Source organism: Vibrio sp. 99-8-1 (assembly GCF_013114595.1).
Lineage (GTDB): Bacteria > Pseudomonadota > Gammaproteobacteria > Enterobacterales > Vibrionaceae > Vibrio.
In genome coordinates, this window is the sequence record NZ_VTXE01000014.1 from 1 (window position 1) to 18418 (window position 18418).

Here is an 18418-nt window from a genome sequence, read left to right on the forward strand (position 1 = left end):
GAAACTGGAAGCAAGCGCTGAACCGCTTTATGATTATGTTCGAAGACCGATTAACTGAATACTTGTAACCAATGGCAGTTACACAGAATTATTTACAGGGTCTAAAATAATATTGGTTTGTCTATTTGGGTAGATAAATTATACCTATTGCAAGTACACAAAAGACGTCTAGGGACGTCTTTTTGGTTTAGTTCAAGACTAATCTAAAGCCTTTGTACTATTAGCTAAACCTGAATTTTTAGCTCGACTTAAAGACATGGTGATCAGATCATCGTTATCATAGAGCCTTACCGAAGTCGAAGTCATACCAAGCTTTTCCAATACTCTAACCGACGGAAAATTCTCTGCGACTGCAACACCATATATTTCACTCAGCTTAGTATTCGCAAAGGTAAACGCTAGCGCTGATTGGGCGGCCTCCAGTGCATAACCTCTGTTTTGAAACTTCGGAAGTAACGCGTAGCGGATATCATTAAGGCCGTTCTCTACAATGTTTTCTACTCCAGCATAACCGATTTTTATGTTCGAATTATCTCTTAAACAGATGATAAAAGTACCGTAACCTTTATCCCAATGTTCAATTTTCTTTGGCAGATAGTTCGCTATGTACTCCTTACTGAACGGTTGCCCACCGGGGAGGTACTTGGTGATTTCAACACTGGTTAACAGGTCAGTATAAATATCCAGATCTACTGTGGTTACTGGCTTTAAAATCAGCCTATTTGTAATTATTTCCGACAAAACGGTCCCCCTAATTCAACTCTCTCGCTGGCCTTTTCCATAACTAAATAAACATGGTTAATAAACATGACTAGCTAACCACCACCAATTTAGGCCATATCGTTAACCAATTCTTAGAGCGGACACGCTGATAAAATAGTGCCTGATCTCTTCTCGGATTATGAGTCACTTGCCTATTAAACAAGGAGTCAAATCCAAAAGGCGAGATACACTCGTACTTACCTTCTTTGCACTTACAGATGGCTACCGCAGTCTCTTTTTCTGGCCAATATCCCATGGCATCTAATGTGCTTACATATGGTTTATCACCATTTCGTTTATGCATCGTCGCCTGATTTCGTACTTGCCAGTTAAGCTCCGGCATAATGGCTTTAAGCTGTGCTTCATATTCAGCATATTTTCCCGCTTGCACCTCTAAAGCATCAAAATAGATCACATCAATATCATTTAAAATCGTTGGGCTTTGTTTTTGATGTAAATAATCCCAAACCAAGTTTCTGACAAAACCCGCAGCGATGTAACATTGCGGTAAACCTAAAGAGAACACCGCATCTAGCGCCTGTTTTCTTAAAGCGTCTTGTAAAAGCAATTCTGTTATCTTCTTTTGGTATTGGTCTGTCTCAGTCATTCCATTCATACATTTTGGTTGTCTGACGCGTTAAACGAGTACATGCGAACCTCGTCCCGAGGGAACCAGCCTAAAGACTCATAAAACTGTTTGGCGTTAATATTGTCGTTAGCAACAAATAGGTGGGTTTTAGAGATGCCAATTGCCGATAACGCATTAATGGCACTGCTGATTAGTTGTTTACCTATGCCTCCCCCCCGTTGCGATTGAGCAACCGCTAAGTGCTGGACATAACCTCTTCGTCCATCGGTTCCAACTAATATGGCTGCTACTATTTGCCCTTCTCGCTCTGCAACAAAACTTAAGCCCGGATTATGGTTGAGATAACGCTCGATACTTTGCCGAGAATCGGCGTCTCTTAACAGCATGGCTTCTGTAGTTGACCAAAGCGTAATCACCTGATCGTAATCTGCTATTGTCAATTGTCGAATGGTCACTTGTCTCATGTTGGCTTCTTTACTGGTCATCGTCCTTGTTGTCCTAATATAAAACACTATTTTTGCTACAAACTAGCCATTATGCATTGGGCTATTGCGATTCATCGCCATTTAGCTTTAGCGATAGCCTTAGCATATCAATATGTTGCAATCCGTTCTCGAATATTGGCTCGTCATAATGGTCTTTAAAGAAGTTTTTTATCACTCCCTCTACCCGAAAGCCAAGGCTTTGGTAAAACGCAAGCTGATAGCCGAAGGTTCCGGTTCCTAGCACCACTTCCTTAACGCCAGAATCAGTAAGATGTTTAATAACCAAGCTTAACAGCTCTGAGCCGACACCTCGGTTTTGATGCTCCGGAAATACCGCGATGTTATAAACCTCGGTAACGCCCGCTTGTTTTACATTGGTGACACAAGCGCCCAGCAGTTCATCATTGTCAAATGCGGCAAAACAGAGTGAGCCAGCAAGGTAAGAGCGAATACATGACTCGGATGGGTCGGCCTCTAACAATAAGGCCATCGGTATTAAAGCGGCTTTGATTTGTTTAACTTTCAACTCTTGTTTCCTTATTTGCAGAACCTAACCCTGCCATTCACTTATTGTGACATAAACAAGCGCAAACATTTAGGCACGGTAACGCTCTTTATATCTCGATTGAGCCATATAATTTGCCCAACCACCATTGAACACAGCATAGAACCGTGGCTTTACCCCTATATGGGTTATGTTGAACAAAATCAAACACAAATACGCCATTGCGCCGCAGCCATTCTTTTTATACTCTACTCCAGCACTGGCAAAATCCAGTGTCGGGATTGGTACCCCGCCCTGTCATCTACGCACATCAGACTATTCTGATATGTGTAAGCTTCGCTTATCCGTTTTCCAGCAAATTGCTTGTAATTTGAGCAATTTGATTCACAGCGGTGAGCTGAGCGGGGCAGCTTCGGCTGACCGTTTCGTAGATGGCGGTAGTACCAACCTCGTTCAGTTCACCACCCATAAGATTGGTACCTTCTGAGTGGTGTAAATCAAACGTCATCTATGGAGGCCAATATGCCTAACTCAAATTCCAACCAAACCGATATTGCCAACATGCCGCTATTAGCGCGTGACTACTTAGTTACCCTACACTCAACGTTAACCGACGCCGACCAAAACGAACTCAACGCCGTGATGGTGTATTTGAATGAGTTGATTACTTTGGATGAGCAAAAACAGATGAAGGGTTCGAGCTTACATCTCGTAGACTAAGAAAAACACCCCAGTGAAAACTGGGGTGTTTTTTAAAATTGAAGAGCTATTCTACAGTCGTGTCTGTAACAAACTCATCATATATTCTTTGTGGAACTTCTGTCTGCAAAGCTAGTTGAAAGTTAATTGGTTTTTCACCTTCATAACTAATCACATCGCCTTTACCAATATATACGTAAGGTTCTGTAACGCCATCTAATTCTTTGAATTTTCTAACAAATAAGTGCAGCTTAATATCTTTCTCTAAATGTTGAATGATATCTCGCCCTTGTTGGCTAGTAGGAGAACAGCCTGATGGACTGTCCCATTGAAACTGAGTCGAGCTAACAAACTTGTCTTTATAATCAATGGCTCCTTCTTCTTTATGTAGATCAATAAAAAAGAAGAAATCTTTCCCTTCGCGCAGAACACCAGTACCACGATAGGAGCTATGGACTTTACGAACATTCGCCATAAGCGCTATATCTCGCATATTGTACTGCTGATATAGCTTTAAGCTCGGTAAACCAAATACGTCTGAACCAAAGTTTTCTGCGTAGTTCTCCAATCCATACTCAATGCTTTGCAATAACCAATTCTTTGATGACGGTTTATTCAATATTTCCGATAGTTCTCCAGAACGAACTAAAATTAACTGTTCGTCCTTTTCAACTAGTTTTGCAATTTTTGGCCATGATTTCTTTTCTCTTGAATCAAAGAAATCACCATTAATATGCTCAAAAGCGTGTCGCAGCGTTTCAATATCAACAGACTGCACGTATTTTTCTATTTCATTAACCGCCTGACTAAACGAAATGAAATCATGATCCATAAGGTAATTTATTAGTACGAATTCATGAGGCCTTTTTATAGGTAAACAACCATCAAGATATCGTTGATACTTATCATGCAGATCATTCGCCAGTAGCGGCATCAATGTTGGCTCATTTTTTTCTACTTTAGATAGGAAGTTTAAATAAGACCTGTGCTTCTTAATATAACGGATTGGATCTGGCGCACCATCCACAATATTAAAGTCCATTAACAATGGAATACGATTTCCTAAATCCAACTTAAAATTCAAATACTCTTCTTTTAAGTATTTCATTGAATTGAAGTTTTCAATCTCAATTTGCTGCAATATCTGTTCTTTGCTAATTCTGTCGAGTTGAATATGAGTACAACCCGGAATGGAAGAAAAATCGTTCTTTACTGCTACTTTTAAACTATCTTTGTCATATACACGACTACCACATAGTGCAATAGCCATCAAAAACGCTTTATTATGATTTCCAATGAAATCAAGAACGGTTAAGAAACTCTTATCTTCGTGCTTTCTTAACCCTCGCCCAAGCTGTTGAATAAATACAACTGGAGACGAAGTAGGACGGAGCATTAAGACTAAATTAATGGACGGTATATCAATTCCTTCATTAAATAAGTCCACAGTAAAAATAATCTTGAGTGGGTCTTCAGCATCCGACAACTGCGCAATAGCGTTTTGACGCTCTTGTCGTGAGTTTTCACTGCTCAAACAACATGCCGCAATACCTGCTTTATTAAACTCTTCAGCCATATATTGCGCATGCTCTATGCTGACACAAAATCCTACAGCTCGACAGGTATCACCATCATAGCCATAAAACTCCATATTGCTGATAATATGGTCTACCCTACGATTTGTTTTGAGTAGTTTCGCAACCGCACTAATATCATTTAAATCTATGCCCTCATAATCGATGCTTTCTGCTTCAGTTATGCCAAAGTAATGAAATGGCACTACTAAATCTGCATCAAGAGCATCACGTAATCTAATCTCTACCGCTATATTATTGTCAAAGTTCTCGTAGATAGACTGTGCATCTCCACGTTCAGGAGTCGCTGTCATTCCCAATAGAAATTTTGGCTCAAAATAATCCAAGATTTCCTGATAGGTGTCACTACTAACGTGGTGAGCTTCATCAATAACGATATATTCAAAGTGAGAAGGATCGAACCGTGTTAGGTTCTTTGCAATCGACATATTTGTTGCAAAGAGATAGTCACTATTCCAGTCTTTTTGATTGGCACTTAAAATACCAAAGTCTGATGGTTCTTTCCCCATTACATGAATAAACGATTTTCTCGCATCAAGTAATATTTCCTCTCTATGAACAACGAACAATACTCTCTTTGGATCAGCTTTTCGGACATCAAAAGCTGCCATATAAGTCTTGCCGCTACCTGTAGCAGCAATCGCTAAAGCTTTGTTTTCACCATGTGACCTAAGCCGATTCAGATTGTCCAACGCCTCAGATTGCATTACATTAGGTTCAACTTTGCTTTCACCTAAAACAAACTGAGAAGCCTTTCTTTTAGACTTAACTTTATCTCGTAAGAATATACGATATTCTTCAAGTACTGTATCTGTTAACTCAACAGCACATTTCCAAACGTTATTGAACTCATCCAATACAGTAGATACAAACTTGTTATCTGTTTCAGCTTTAGTGGCTACATTCCATTCAACATTACTCTTCAATGCACTTTGAGTAATGTTGGCAGAGCCGATAATTACCTTAGTTTCATTCTCATATTCAAAAATGTAGCCTTTAGGATGAAAACCTAAATTAGGCTTAGCAATGAATAGCTTCAATTCGATATTGTCGAAGGAACGTAGCTTCTCCAGGGCTTTTGGATCAGTAAAATTAAGATACGTTGAGGTAATAACCTTACCTTTTATACCTTTACCCCTCGCCTCTTTAAGAATATCGAGCAAAATCTGTAGCCCGCTGTAAGAAATAAAAGCAACGTTGATATAAAAGAATTTGCAACTATAAAATGAGCTCCTTAGCTCATTAAAAAAGTTGTCGTGGCTGTTATTTAGAACGAGATGATTCTCGGAATGACCCGCTACAGGTGGAGTTACACAGTTCAAGCTAAATTCCTTGAGGTTATTTTTTCGTGATTAGTTTTTCAACAAAAGGAATATCGGCCGCAGCCCAGTCTAAACTTGGTAACTCTTCAACTGATAACCACTTAGCATCAATGTGTTCCGTTAGAACAATATCTCGATTTTCTACAGGGCAAATATAGGCATGCATAGTGATATGGAAATCTGGGTAGGTATGTTCGACAGTCATAAAGTAATCAGCTGTAGGGACATCAAGATGAAGTTCTTCTTTTAGCTCACGGACAATTGCCTGCTTACCACTTTCACCTTTTTCTATCTTTCCACCCGGAAACTCAAATTTATGGTGAATATAGTCATACTTCGCTGGTCCACGTTGAACACACAACGTTTTATCTTCATGCTGAATAATAGCCGCAACTACTTCTATCGATTTCATCTGTTTTTCACTTTAAAGGAACACAATTCACAGATTTTAATACTTTTATAGGAAAAGAACAGCTCCAGAATAGTGTAAAGGCTAAAACTAATATTAATATGCAGCAACAGCCAGTAAAATTAGAACTTGGCTTCTTTCAATTATTTCTTCCTACAACAGCTACAATAAATACCTTAGAACATTCCTATCAACCAAAAAACAAACCTATTTCCAACCTACTGAATTAAAACTCTATTCACTCACCAACATCACAACACTGGCAAGCTGATATGGATATTGAGGCATATCCGGTTTACATTGCTTTGATGTTGTTCGATGGAGAGTTAGCAGTGAGTATCAATTTTAATCAGAAAATCAGAGGCACCAGAGTCTTTCATAATGGTGCGCTTTCACGTCCGCGCCCTCTCAATGAGCCTAATAACGTTGCAAAGCAAGGCAGTTTTGAAAGTGACCGTGGGCGGATTCTTAACTCTGCCGCCATTCGCCGTTTACAACAAAAGACTCAGGTATTTCCGTTAGAAAGAAATGCCGCAGTGCGCAGCAGGCTCACTCACTCCCTTGAAGTTCAGCAGGTCGGGCGTTATATCACCCAGCTTATTTTTAAAAAGTTGAGGAAAGAAAACAAACTGGGACAGTACAACCTCGCCGATATTGAGCGCCAGTTTGAGTCCATCGTCGAAATGTCCTGCCTGATGCATGATGTGGGCAACCCTCCTTTCGGCCACTTTGGTGAGCAGGCTATTAACGATTGGTTCTCGCTCAACTTAACCTCATTAACGCTGGGTGAAGATGGTAACCCAAGAATTGATTTGCCTCCGGCAGTGCGTCAGGATCTTTCTAACTTTGAAGGCAACGCTCAGGCGATTCGCTTAGTGCATACGCTTCTTGCCCTTAACCTTACCTACTCTCAGGTGTCGGGCATTTTTAAATATACCCGCAGGGCGGATATCCCTGCGCCTAAACATCAAAACGATGAGCAGAAAGCCGAACTGGAAAACTACAACTACCTGATGAAAAAGGTTGGCTACTACATGAGTGAGCACTGCTATGTAGAATCGCTGAAAACTGTATTATCTATGGACTCTCACTGCCGTTCTCCCTTTTCTTACATTATGGAAGCCGCCGATGATATCTCCTACGGAATAGCCGATATTGAAGACGCTGTTGAGAAAGGCATTCTAACCGTTGAACAACTAAGCAGCGTATTAGATGAAGAGTTTCAAAAAGTAGCGGCTGAATACAACCTTGATGATAAATCAGCTATGAAGAGTATTGTTGCTGTCGCCGAAGCAAGCGCCCGAAAAGCAGAAAACTGCGCCGACAGTCAGTTCTTTATTTCTTTGCGTGTAGAGATCAATAAGCGTTTACCTCAACATGCCTGCCAGCAATTTATAGACAATATCGAACAGGTTTTTCATGGCTCATTTAATCGCGCTCTTATTGAAGACCAAAGCGAAAGCCATGCAATTGTAAAAACCCTTAAGAACGTAGCGATGAACTACGCCTTCTGCGATCCCGATGTAGAGAAAAGTGAGCTTCAGGGTTACACCATTATCACGGGTTTACTGGAAGCTTATAAGCCGTTACTGCTACTCGACAGAGCCACTTTTGCCGATATTGACTCTGCCCCGCTCTACGAAAGAAGGCTGCACAAAAAATTGCCTAACAAGCACCTCAAAGCCTATGACATTGCGATAAAAACACTGCAAGAAGAGAAAGGCACAAAACCGGATATCGCTTTTCTGCCGTACGATTTTGATGATGATATCTGGGAGTTCTACTTCCGTGTACGCCTTATTCAGGACTACATCAGCGGTATGACAGACCAGTTCGCTTACGACGAGTACCGCGCACTTCGGGTGATTGATTAGATTGCGTACCAATTGAAAGCTGAATTACCCAACATTTACTCAAATTCAAAGGAGTACATTTTGATAAGCGAGATCGAGAAATGGATTGAGTTTACTAATGCTAAATATTCAAATCAGCGGCAGAATTGCTCGGAACTTGCTAACAAGTTTTCTGGGTTTTACTCAAAGGATTTTCTATCTGAGGCTCATTTTGTCATTGTCGAACGTATACCAAAACCAGATTTTCCACAGCTACGTCAATTGGGCTTAGCAGACTTTCTTGATATAGAAGTTCAGGCCATAACTTACAACGACACATACTACATCCTTCCTGAGTTCGCTAAAAATTTACGACTGCATTTTCATGAGCTTGTGCATGTTGCTCAATGGAAGCAGCTTGGAATAAAAGGTTTTTTACAGCGATATATCTCAGAAATTCAGCAATTCGGATATGAAAAATCTCCCTTGGAAGATATGGCTTATCGCTTTGATGATCATTTTTCTCAGGGAAGAAAAAAAGTGGATATACCTAACTCTGTAAAAAATACTATGGTTTGAACTATTCAAAACCTATGAGCGTTCACAAGCCAAAATGCACTTTAATTCATATAGATCTTATTTAAATCTATCTTACTGCCATATCTCTAAATACTGATTAGTTCAGATCATTGTTGCAACAGATTCAACTCACCATTCCCCGACTAACAGACGACTCTTCACTCCATTTACCTGCAAAGCCATTGCCTCGAAAACTTCTTCAAAGTCATGATTTTGTGATGAGATATTCGGTAATGAAAAAGAAGCTTCAGTGAAGAAACGTTGCTGATTAAAGCTGTCTGCTCCCCAAGCTAATTGCCACCATTCAAGAATTCGATATTTGGATTCATGCAATCTTAGCTTGCTAGGTAGTCGATCTTTTTTATTTAGGTTTTCACTTTGGGTGGTAGGTAATAGATTCCATTTATCGTTGTTCGGCCAATGAGCAAATGGAAGACAATGGTCTACGTGATAAGTCTTATTTAGTTTTGTTCCACTCCAAACACTAATAACTTGCTCATTGTCTTGCTGTAACTCCGTTACTCGCTTGCGAACGTCGCTAGTGTCATGATCTCTATCTAACCATTGCAGGCAATCATGGTATGTTTGAAGCGTTGTTCCATTTTGCTGATTTAACTTAAAACGTTGCATCTGCGCTACCCACTGGTTTACAACGAGGGGTTCAATCCAAGAGTTGTATACCTGAAAGCATTCCCAAAGGCTCTGTTTAAGAACAAAGGAACCGTAGCTCTCAAAAAACTCACTATCTAAACATATACTTGATTGCATTTTCCGGCGGTGAACAGGCGGAAGCGTTGTAAACTCCTGATTATTAGAGCCTAATAAGTCAGTATAAATAAACTTGATCGGGCCTTCTTTCATCGCCTTGATAGATGCTTGAATTGTTTTTTGAATAGCCTCTGCTTCTTCTGAAAAATATACCGACCCAACAGCGAGATCATCAGCAGAAAGCTTACTTATCTTTTCCCACCCATCAGACGTAATAAATGTAAGCCCTTTACTACTATTACTATTTTGCTGAAGATCACCAACATCAATTAGTCGTTTATAGGCCTTTATCCAATACAAGGCTACCAATCCTAAAGGAATAGATACTTCTCTATCGGTTCTATCAATCACACAGCCGGGGTGGGCATCCGCTATTCGCAATAGAACACGTAGTAACGCGAGTTTATAAGTGGAACTTTTACTGTCATTAACAATAATTCGACGCACTTTTTTTAAGTCACCTGAGCCATCATCAGGAAGAGTTAAAACCACTGTTTGCCAATGAACGTCCATACGATTTAACGAATCATCCGATTCATTGACATCTTTAACTGTTACTCCTCTCTCTTGCGCCAAATGTTTGAGTTCATCAACTGAGACCGAATGACCAACTCGTTCATCTTCAAATCCACCATGACGCAAAGTAATAACCAAATTTCCGTTAGGTGCTAATAAATTAGTGAGTTTACGAAATGCACGTTTACGTTGGTTAGGCGCAATATGCATCCACACCGCACTGACTAAAATAAGATCAAAACGCATTGCTAAGTTTTGTGCTTTGTTTAGGGAAGGAAGCTCGTCATTAAGCCAAGTTACGCTCTCTTTTGTTAGGGCTTTTCCTTGTTCAATCATCTCAAGTGATGGCTCTAATGCGATAACGTCTGCGCCTTGTTCGGCCATCCAGAGAGCATCTCTTCCAGATCCCGCACCAACATCAAGCACCTTGTCTGAGTGTTTAGGCCAATGCGTTTTCCATGACGCATGAGCACTCTCAAATGACACTGAGTTATATTGCTGAGACAGCTTTTGAGCATTTTTATCGTAAAAAGAACAAGTTGAAGACATAACTTAAACCGCATGTGAACCTATATGAATGATATACGGTTTATTTTTAAAGCTCTACAAGCTATTTACAGCAAAGTCAGTATTGTGAAGCATATCTGCGGCCATCGCTTTTAATTGCCTAATTTGAATAAAATCAAAGACAAATAGATCATTGCGCCACAACGATTCTTTTTATACCCTACCACAGCACTGGCAAAATCCAGTGTCGGGATTGGTCTCTCGTTTTATCCAAAGATGCGTATAACATTTTCATGTTCATATGCGGTGTCAGCACACCCAAATTATGGTGAGCTGGATGAGAGTGCTTCGGCACGCCGTAATCTTTGGAGCGGTAAGACCAATCTTGTTCAGTTCACCACCTAATGATTGGTCTCATTACTTGGTGAATAGCGTTATTTATCCAAAGGAGGCCATTATGCCTAACTCAAATTCCAACCAAACCGATATTGCCAATATGCCGCTACTGGCGCGTGACTACTTAGTTACCCTACACGCTCGTTTCACCGACGTTAACCAACACGAACTCAACGCCGTGGTGGTGTATTTAAATGAGTTGATCACTCTTGATGAGCAAAGGGGAGTGGAATAAATTAATTTGACCAACATTTAGCCTAGTCAACTCTATAACATTGATTGCTAGGCTAATTTATGACTATTAACTTCAAGCAAGAAGTTTTGAAAGTGATTGAGATGGTGTTCTTAATTCTGTAGTAATGAATAGCTTTATTACAGGTCAAAAAAGGGCTCATTCGAGCTCTTTCTAATTACTAGTCTATCGCCTTAGATTCAAAGCGGATTAATTATTTAAGCCATAAAAACATTCAATCAAGTTGAAAAAAATTCAGAATACGTCAGAGAAGATTAAACTTCGATATTATCCGTTAGCACAAAAATTTTATTACTAACATTGATGCTAAAAGGAAGATAGTGATGAACATAGACTCTACAGGAAAGATGCACTTGTTTAATATAGCTGTAAATACAATTAATAATACACTATGAACTCAGCTTTATTTTTGCAATCCTATGTTCTCGGGTTGAGTCTGATTATAGCTATTGGTTCTCAGAATATTTACATTATAAAACTTGGGCTCCAATACCATAAAAAGTACACCTTAATAGCAGCTTGTATTGCTGCAACTAGTGATACAGCACTGATCACTTTGGGTACTCTCTTTATGAATATATTAACCAATGCTATACCAGCTGTTTTTTCGTATAGTCAATGGATCGGCAGTTTGTTTCTACTATTTTATGGAATGAGCGCATTAGTTAACGGAGTACGTAAATACCCTAGAGGTTGGGATAATGTTTTAAAAAGTATCTCTCAGTCTCAAGGGAAACCTGTTGCGTCTGTAAATAAAGTGGTCATAACTACATTGCTATTTTCTCTTTTAAACCCGCATGTTTATTTAGATACTTTTCTGGTGCTAGGTAATATAGGTTCTAAATACAATGGTGCAGACAAGGTGACGTTTGTAATAGGCGCAGGATTAGCTTCCTATTCGTGGTTCATGTTTACGGGATTATGTGCGAATAAAGTGTCAGCGTGGTTAAAGAAGGAAATTCAAGTTAGGCTATTTGACATTACAATCGGCCTAATTACTTTGTCTCTATCCTACAGTATAGCGAATATGGATTTCACCGTTCGTTAATTAATATTTAAGGTGTCTCTTGGCATTCTCTACAAGTTCGGAAGTAAGTGACTGCAACAAAGAAGATGGGATATCCCAGTAATGCCAGTAAAGTCGAACATCTAGAGTTCGACCCGGAGCTATATCTATCAGCTTACATTCTAACTCATTTTCTCTCTGTAAATCACTGATCATACCGTAGCCAATTCCTTGCTTTATTGCGATAAAAAAGGATTCTGTGGATGGAAGTGAATGGTAATTACAAGCCTGCTGACTTACTGAAAAGTTGTCATCAATAAATGATAGTTGTAACTGGTCTTTCTCATTGAACACGAGCAAAGGCGCCTTAGTTAACGAGTTTCTGTGTACCCCTTTCTCAAACCACCGCTCGAAAAAAGCTTTACTGCAAAGTAGCCGATATCTCATATAACCCAAGAAAATTGCTTTGCATCCTTTTATTGGCGTCGATTCTGAAGATATGGCGGCAACTGTGTGCCCACTCATTACTTTTTCGAATGTAAAGTCTTGATCATCAGCAACTATGTCCAGAATGATTTTTTTACTCTCGATGAAGTCAACAACAGAAGGCAGAAACCATGTGTTCAAGCTGTCGTTATTTACTGCCACCCTCATTCTCGGGTTTGTCTGCTTGCCTAGGAAGAATTGGCTATTAAACTCTTCGTCAAGTAGCAATTGTTTCCTCAAGTGTTGGTATACTTTCTTCCCTTCTTCGGTCGTTATACATGGTTTTTCCCTTATGACAAGAGGCATTCCCAGCAAGGTTTCTAAAGACTTAACTCGGTGAGATATTGCCGAAGCAGTCAGATTTAGTTTTTTTGCCGCACTTTCAAAACTTCCCGATTCTATAACTGCGAGAAACGCCTGAGTTTTTTTGGTATCAAATATCAATGAGCTCACCCTAAATATAATATGTTATTTATTTGTTAAGCTACCAATTACTAACAAACGATAAAAGTCGCTTATAAGAATTAATTATTTCAGGATGTTTCTTAGCTAATTTATCTACGGAAATACCTAAACCCTACACGCTCGGTTCACCGACGTTAACCAACACGAACTCAACGCCGTGGTGGTGTATTTAAATGAGTTGATCACTCTTGATGAGCAAAGAAGTGATGAGGTGTTGGAGTAGTTTTACTCGGCTCAGTCGGTTTAAGGCTGTCGCTCACTGTGAGCTAAAAACCTACACAAACAGCAGCAACCAATAAAAAAATCCCTCACATTGCGCGAGGGATTTCTCAGGTCAATAACTTACATTACTCTTTTTATTAGCTTTCTAAGCGTACTTCTGTCACTCGGTTAGCCGGTTGTTTTAAATCTGCTTCTGTTACGTCAATGGTGTAATCCCACACTGGCGTTTCGATGCCTTCTTTAATTTGCTCATCGTAGTTTCTCAAGGCGTAGAATACGTATTTGCTTAAGTACATAAGCGCACCCACGTTCACAAGCACCATGATGGCCAGTACAAAGTCAACCAACGTCCATAGCGAGTCCATTGATACAATGCCACTCACCACAACCAGACACAGCGCAATCACACGATAACCGGTAATAAGGTTCTTGTTCTTGCTAAACCACTGAAGGTTAACTTCGCCGTAGTAAATATCCGCTAGCAGTGTGGTAAAACAGAACAGGGAAATCGAGACTAGAACAATGTATTTACCATTGTCGCCGTAACCTAGCTTAAACGCTTCCTGAGTCAGCTTAATACCTGTTTCACCTGTGTCTACCGCACCTGTAACGATGATAGTAAACGCCGTACAGCTACACACAACAATCGTGGTAAAGAACACACCTAACATGGCAGAGAAGCCTTGGTTTACAGGGTGTTTTACTAAAGCGGTTGCGTGCATACTTGGTGCAGTACCAATACCCGCATCGTTAGAGAACAAGCCACGAGCAATACCGTAACGTAGCGCCACTGCGATTGTGTAACCACCTACACCACCTGCCGCTGAGTCAAACTTAAACGCTTCGGTCATGATCAAAGTAAATACGTCATCAATTAGGCTAAAGTTTGTTGCAAGCACATACATAGTACAGCCGATGTAAATAGCCGCCATAAAAGGAACAAGGTAAGAAGCCACATCAGCAAGGCGTTTAACACCACCAAATATAACAGCACCAACCAAGATCGCAGTAAGGATGCCAGTATGCAGCGGATCCACACCCAAAGCACTTTCCGCAGCCTGAGCGATAGAGTTACCTTGAACCATCAGGTAAACAACACCAATGCCGAAAATAATGCACACCGAGAACACCATAGCGAGGAACTTGTTGTTCATGCCGTAGGTCATGTAGTAAGCCGGACCACCACGGAAGGTTCCGTCACCATTACTTTTGCGGAACAGTTGTCCCAACACGGCTTCCGCAAATGAGATAACCATGCCCAAAACAGCCGTCATCCACATCCAGAATACCGCACCAGGGCCACCAGAGAATATTGCTGCTGCAACACCCACAAGAGACCCCGTACCCACTTGGCCACCTAATGCAGCACATAAAGCAGCAAAGCCAGAGATACCACCAGAAACCGATTTCTCTTTTTTAAAGTTGGTAAATAAACTGGTGAAATAGCGAATTTGAGGGAATCCACACTTAACTGTGTAGAAAACACCGGAAATAACCAAAAGGGTAAGGATCAGATAACCCCAAAATATACCGTTAAGGTATGACAAAGCATCCATTATCATAAAAGTATCCTCACTCAATTAAGAAAGTTGTTGTTCAACAACCTGACAGAAGAAACCAGCAGCAACCGGTAAGATGTCATCGTTGTAATCGTAATTAGGGTTATGTAAGAAATAACCGTTTGAGCCTTCTGTACCGTTACCTATGAACACAAAGCAGCCTGATACTTTCTCTGCGAAGAAGCCAAAATCTTCAGAGAAGCTTTTCTTCTCGCCGTTGGTATTCACTTTGTCTTCACCCAGTAACGCTATCGCGGCTTTACCTGCTGCAATGGTTTCTGCTTCTGAGTTATAAGAAACAACAAACTCTCTAGAAACGTGTACATCACCTTTAAGGTTGTATGCTTCACAAGCACCTTTCACAATCTCGTTCATACGTTGTTCTACAAGATCCGTGTTCTTAGTCGTGTATGTGCGGTAATCACCTTTAATGGTAATTTTAGTTGGTACCACGTTTCTTGCGCCGTCAGTATGAATCTCGGTAACCGAACAAACAACCGTTTCCATTGGGTTAATGGTACGAGAAACGATAGATTGAAGGCCACTGATCACTTGTGAAAGTGCCACCACTGGGTCGGCAAGCATATGAGGAGAAGAAGCGTGACCGCCTTCACCTATAAGGTTAATGGTAAACAGGTTTTCACTTGCCATTACGCCACCAGCGCACATATGAATCGAGCCAGCTTCAAAGCCCGGTACGTTATGGTAACCATACACTTCGTCTGTTGGGAACTTGTCAAACAGGCCATCGTTGATCATCGCCAAAGCGCCTAAACCATGCTCTTCGTCTGGCTGGAATAGGAAGTGTACCGTTCCATTAAAGTTGCCTTCTGTGGCTAAGTACTTAGCGGCACCTAATAGAGAAGCGGTATGACCGTCGTGTCCACAACCGTGCATTTTACCCGGTACGCAAGACTTGTAAGGAACCTCACCAGTTTCTTGAAGGTCGATACAATCCATATCTGCGCGAAGGCCAATGGCTTTCTTGCCTTGCCAGTCTCCTTTGCGAAGTACACCGACGACACCTGATTTTCCAATGCCTTCATGTACTTCAATGTCCCACTCTTTTAATTTTTCAGCGACGAAAGCAGAAGTGATTGGCAGGTCAAACATAAATTCAGGATGTTCATGAATTTTGTGTCTCCATTCCGCCATCTCTTTTGCAAGTTCCAATGAGATCTTAACCATTGGTTTTTCCTTTTGTGTTATTAGATTTTTTAAAATTGACAACATTGCCTTTCGTTCAAAGGCAACGTCATCGTTTGATTGGATTAGGCTATTTAGAAGGGTAAGCACCTTGCCAAATAATATTTTGATAGTTCACCGGATCGGTATTGCCTTCCGTGCTTAGGATGTACACCACGGAGTTCTCATCAAAGGCAAATTGCTGCATCACTTTTTTGGCATCTGGGTGAGTGGCCAGTGCGTGCAGCGCTCCCACACCGATGGCACCAGATTCACCGGAAACCACTTTAGGGTCATTGGCAAGCGGGTTAGCCAGTATGCGCATACCGGTGGCCGCTAAGGCGTCGTTGCACGACAAAAAGCCGGATGCGTTATCTTTCAGGATGTCCCAGCCGATAGTACAAGGCTCACCGCAGGCAAGGCCTGCCATAATGGTATCGAGATCGTCATTAACAAAAACCATCTCGCCAGTCAGGCCAGAGCGATAAATACAATCCGCTTGTTCTGGCTCGACAATCAGGCTGACTAAGCGCTCAATGCCGTAGTGGTTAACAAATGAGCCCAAAATAGCGCCAGCCATGGAGCCAACCCCCGCCTGAAGAATAATATGGGTAGGCACTTCGCCCATCTCTTCTAGCTGCTCAATGCTTTCACTTACGATGGTGGCATAACCTTGCATGATCCACAGTGGAATGTCGGTGTAGCCTTCCCAAGCGGTGTCTTGAACAAACTCCCAACCATTTTTCTGAGAGGTTTCATACGCAATGCGGACGGTATCGTCGTAGTTGCAGTCGGTAACAATGACTTCTGCACCCAGTTTTTGAATGTTTCTGACGCGCTCTTCTGCGGTACCAACGGGCATGTAAATCACCGCGTTCTGGCCGAGTTTTTCAGCCGACCAAGCAATACCACGACCGTGGTTTCCATCCGTTGCGGAGGTGAAGGTCATTGGCTCGGTGATCTGTGCTTTTAAGTTTTCTAGGCTAAGTTCGCTGGCAGACAAGCCATATTTTTTACCAAGCAAACGAGCAATGGCGTAAGAACCACCCAAAACTTTAAAAGCATTTAAATCAAAGCGGTAATCTTCGTCTTTCAATAGCACTTTTTTAACGCCCAATTGTTCGGCGAGTGCATCTAACGAGTGAAGGGGGGTTTTGCTGTAGCCCGGCAGTTGACTATGGAATTTTCGAACGTTTTCCAAGTCCAGTGCTTCAAAACCTTTGCTGATAGACGGCGCATAAGATTTGTTTTCAACACTTTTTAATACGTTAGGTATTATATTTTCGTTTAATTTCATTTTTGACTCAGTTCAGGTTATTTCACAAAAGCGATAGCTTCGATTTCAACAAGGGCATCTTTAGGTAGGCGGGCAACCTCAACACATGAACGCGCCGGCGCCGCTTCTGTTCCAAAGATCTCGGTGTACACCTCATTAAAGGCAACAAAGTCATTCATATCAGACAAAAAACAGCTGGTTTTCAGAACCGAATCAAGAGAGGCTCCTGCTTCTTCAAGCACCGCTTTCAGATTTAGCAAAGACTGAAGCGCCTGCTCTTTAATACCGCCTTCAACAAACGCCATTGTTTTTGGATCTAATGGCAATTGTCCTGAAGTAAATACTAAATTTTCGAATCCTGAACCTTGTGAATAAGGGCCAATTGCTTTTGGTGCTAGCTCTGTATTAACTATTTTTCTCATAACTTATCCTAATAAATATTTCTAATATTCTGGCCTAAAATAACCTGACCGAGAGTGATTAGAACTTATCAAGGAGAAAGCTAAAGTTTGAAATAACAAATTTTCATTACCACTATGACGTTTGGTAATAGTGCGGAAAGTTATTGGATAACAGATGGTCGTGTAATAGCGAACTGGCTGTAGCTAAACTATTCTCATTTCGCTGACAGGGGTAAATCAGAAAAGTATTTCAGGCAAACAAAAGTCACTAATAACAATACATTACAGAAAATCAACAACTGTTCTCATTCTCATTTAATATGCAATATGTAACTCTGAACAGCTTAAAACGAGCCTATTTATATCTCTCGATGTTGAGGAAAAATCGCCATCCATATTCCATTTTGTTTATTGAGATGTGTCACAATAAACAGCGTTTTCTTAAAAAATAAAAATTTAGAATTATGTGATCTATATAGTTAATAAAGAAATATAACCGCTGATACGTCATTTTAAATATGAGTTTCTTTTAAACGAACAATATTTAAGTATAATAAAAAAAATAAATTATAATTAACCATCTTGTAACATTAATTATGTG

At 40.7% G+C, this 18418-nt stretch carries 18 protein-coding genes; 5 read left to right on the forward strand and 13 right to left on the reverse strand.

What is annotated here, in order from left to right:
* Positions 1-198: 198 nt before the first annotated feature.
* The 5 genes from F0227_RS09450 to F0227_RS09470 form a co-directional block, all read right to left on the reverse strand.
* The gene (locus tag F0227_RS09450) at positions 199-741 is read right to left on the reverse strand and encodes a GNAT family N-acetyltransferase (RefSeq protein ID WP_171752952.1); all 543 of its coding nucleotides are present in this window, start codon (positions 739-741) and stop codon (positions 199-201) included.
* 70 nt (positions 742-811) lie between these two features.
* Complete coding sequence (locus F0227_RS09455; RefSeq protein ID WP_171752953.1) at positions 812-1369, reverse strand: nucleotidyltransferase family protein; 558 nt, start codon at positions 1367-1369, stop codon at positions 812-814.
* Positions 1370-1374: 5 nt separating this feature from the next.
* Positions 1375-1836, reverse strand: a complete 462-nt coding sequence (locus F0227_RS09460) for a GNAT family N-acetyltransferase (protein WP_253822068.1) — start codon at positions 1834-1836, stop codon at positions 1375-1377.
* A gap of 61 nt (positions 1837-1897) precedes the next feature.
* Positions 1898-2362, reverse strand: a complete 465-nt coding sequence (locus F0227_RS09465) for a GNAT family N-acetyltransferase (RefSeq protein ID WP_171752954.1) — start codon at positions 2360-2362, stop codon at positions 1898-1900.
* 319 nt (positions 2363-2681) lie between these two features.
* Entirely contained in the window at positions 2682-2849 is a 168-nt protein-coding gene (locus F0227_RS09470; protein ID WP_171752955.1) for a hypothetical protein, read from the reverse strand.
* 14 nt (positions 2850-2863) lie between these two features.
* Between F0227_RS09470 and F0227_RS09475 the strand changes: the two genes are divergently transcribed.
* On the forward strand, positions 2864-3061 hold the full coding sequence (locus tag F0227_RS09475) for a hypothetical protein (protein WP_171752956.1): 198 nt from the start codon (positions 2864-2866) through the stop codon (positions 3059-3061).
* A 46-nt stretch (positions 3062-3107) separates the two neighbouring features.
* On the opposite strand, the gene F0227_RS09480 is transcribed toward F0227_RS09475, so the two are convergent.
* Both F0227_RS09480 and F0227_RS09485 read right to left on the reverse strand, forming a co-directional pair.
* Positions 3108-5957 (reverse strand): DEAD/DEAH box helicase, encoded by a 2850-nt coding sequence (locus tag F0227_RS09480; protein ID WP_171752957.1) that lies wholly within the window; start codon positions 5955-5957, stop codon positions 3108-3110.
* Positions 5958-5973: 16 nt separating this feature from the next.
* Positions 5974-6369 carry a (deoxy)nucleoside triphosphate pyrophosphohydrolase gene (locus F0227_RS09485; protein ID WP_171752958.1) on the reverse strand — a complete coding sequence of 132 codons (396 nt, stop codon included), beginning with the start codon at positions 6367-6369 and terminating at the stop codon, positions 5974-5976.
* A gap of 269 nt (positions 6370-6638) precedes the next feature.
* Here F0227_RS09485 and dgt point away from each other — a divergent pair, with 269 nt between their 5' ends.
* Positions 6639-8240: a dGTPase gene (dgt, locus tag F0227_RS09490; protein ID WP_253822069.1), complete on the forward strand. Its 1602-nt coding sequence runs from the start codon at positions 6639-6641 to the stop codon at positions 8238-8240.
* Between the two features lie 60 nt (positions 8241-8300).
* The gene (locus F0227_RS09495) at positions 8301-8777 is read left to right on the forward strand and encodes a hypothetical protein (protein WP_171752959.1); all 477 of its coding nucleotides are present in this window, start codon (positions 8301-8303) and stop codon (positions 8775-8777) included.
* A gap of 129 nt (positions 8778-8906) precedes the next feature.
* On the opposite strand, the gene F0227_RS09500 is transcribed toward F0227_RS09495, so the two are convergent.
* Positions 8907-10610: a class I SAM-dependent methyltransferase gene (locus F0227_RS09500; RefSeq protein ID WP_171752960.1), complete on the reverse strand. Its 1704-nt coding sequence runs from the start codon at positions 10608-10610 to the stop codon at positions 8907-8909.
* Between the two features lie 415 nt (positions 10611-11025).
* Here F0227_RS09500 and F0227_RS09505 point away from each other — a divergent pair, with 415 nt between their 5' ends.
* Both F0227_RS09505 and F0227_RS09510 read left to right on the forward strand, forming a co-directional pair.
* Entirely contained in the window at positions 11026-11199 is a 174-nt protein-coding gene (locus F0227_RS09505) for a hypothetical protein (RefSeq protein ID WP_171752961.1), read from the forward strand.
* Positions 11200-11608: 409 nt separating this feature from the next.
* The gene (locus tag F0227_RS09510) at positions 11609-12265 is read left to right on the forward strand and encodes a LysE family transporter (protein WP_171752962.1); all 657 of its coding nucleotides are present in this window, start codon (positions 11609-11611) and stop codon (positions 12263-12265) included.
* Here the strand turns inward: F0227_RS09510 and F0227_RS09515 are convergent, their stop codons facing one another.
* The 5 genes from F0227_RS09515 to F0227_RS09535 all read right to left on the reverse strand — a co-directional run bounded on the left by F0227_RS09515 (position 12266) and on the right by F0227_RS09535 (position 17838).
* Positions 12266-13153 carry a LysR family transcriptional regulator ArgP gene (locus tag F0227_RS09515; RefSeq protein WP_171752963.1) on the reverse strand — a complete coding sequence of 296 codons (888 nt, stop codon included), beginning with the start codon at positions 13151-13153 and terminating at the stop codon, positions 12266-12268.
* Between the two features lie 380 nt (positions 13154-13533).
* Complete coding sequence (locus F0227_RS09520; protein ID WP_216613377.1) at positions 13534-14958, reverse strand: sodium:alanine symporter family protein; 1425 nt, start codon at positions 14956-14958, stop codon at positions 13534-13536.
* A gap of 18 nt (positions 14959-14976) precedes the next feature.
* The gene (locus tag F0227_RS09525) at positions 14977-16143 is read right to left on the reverse strand and encodes a M20 aminoacylase family protein (protein WP_171752964.1); all 1167 of its coding nucleotides are present in this window, start codon (positions 16141-16143) and stop codon (positions 14977-14979) included.
* Between the two features lie 88 nt (positions 16144-16231).
* Positions 16232-17437 (reverse strand): diaminopropionate ammonia-lyase, encoded by a 1206-nt coding sequence (gene dpaL / locus F0227_RS09530; RefSeq protein WP_171752965.1) that lies wholly within the window; start codon positions 17435-17437, stop codon positions 16232-16234.
* Positions 17438-17454: 17 nt separating this feature from the next.
* A complete protein-coding gene (locus F0227_RS09535) occupies positions 17455-17838 on the reverse strand; it encodes a RidA family protein (protein ID WP_171752966.1) in 384 nt (127 codons plus the stop codon).
* Between the last annotated feature and the right edge of the window lie 580 nt (positions 17839-18418).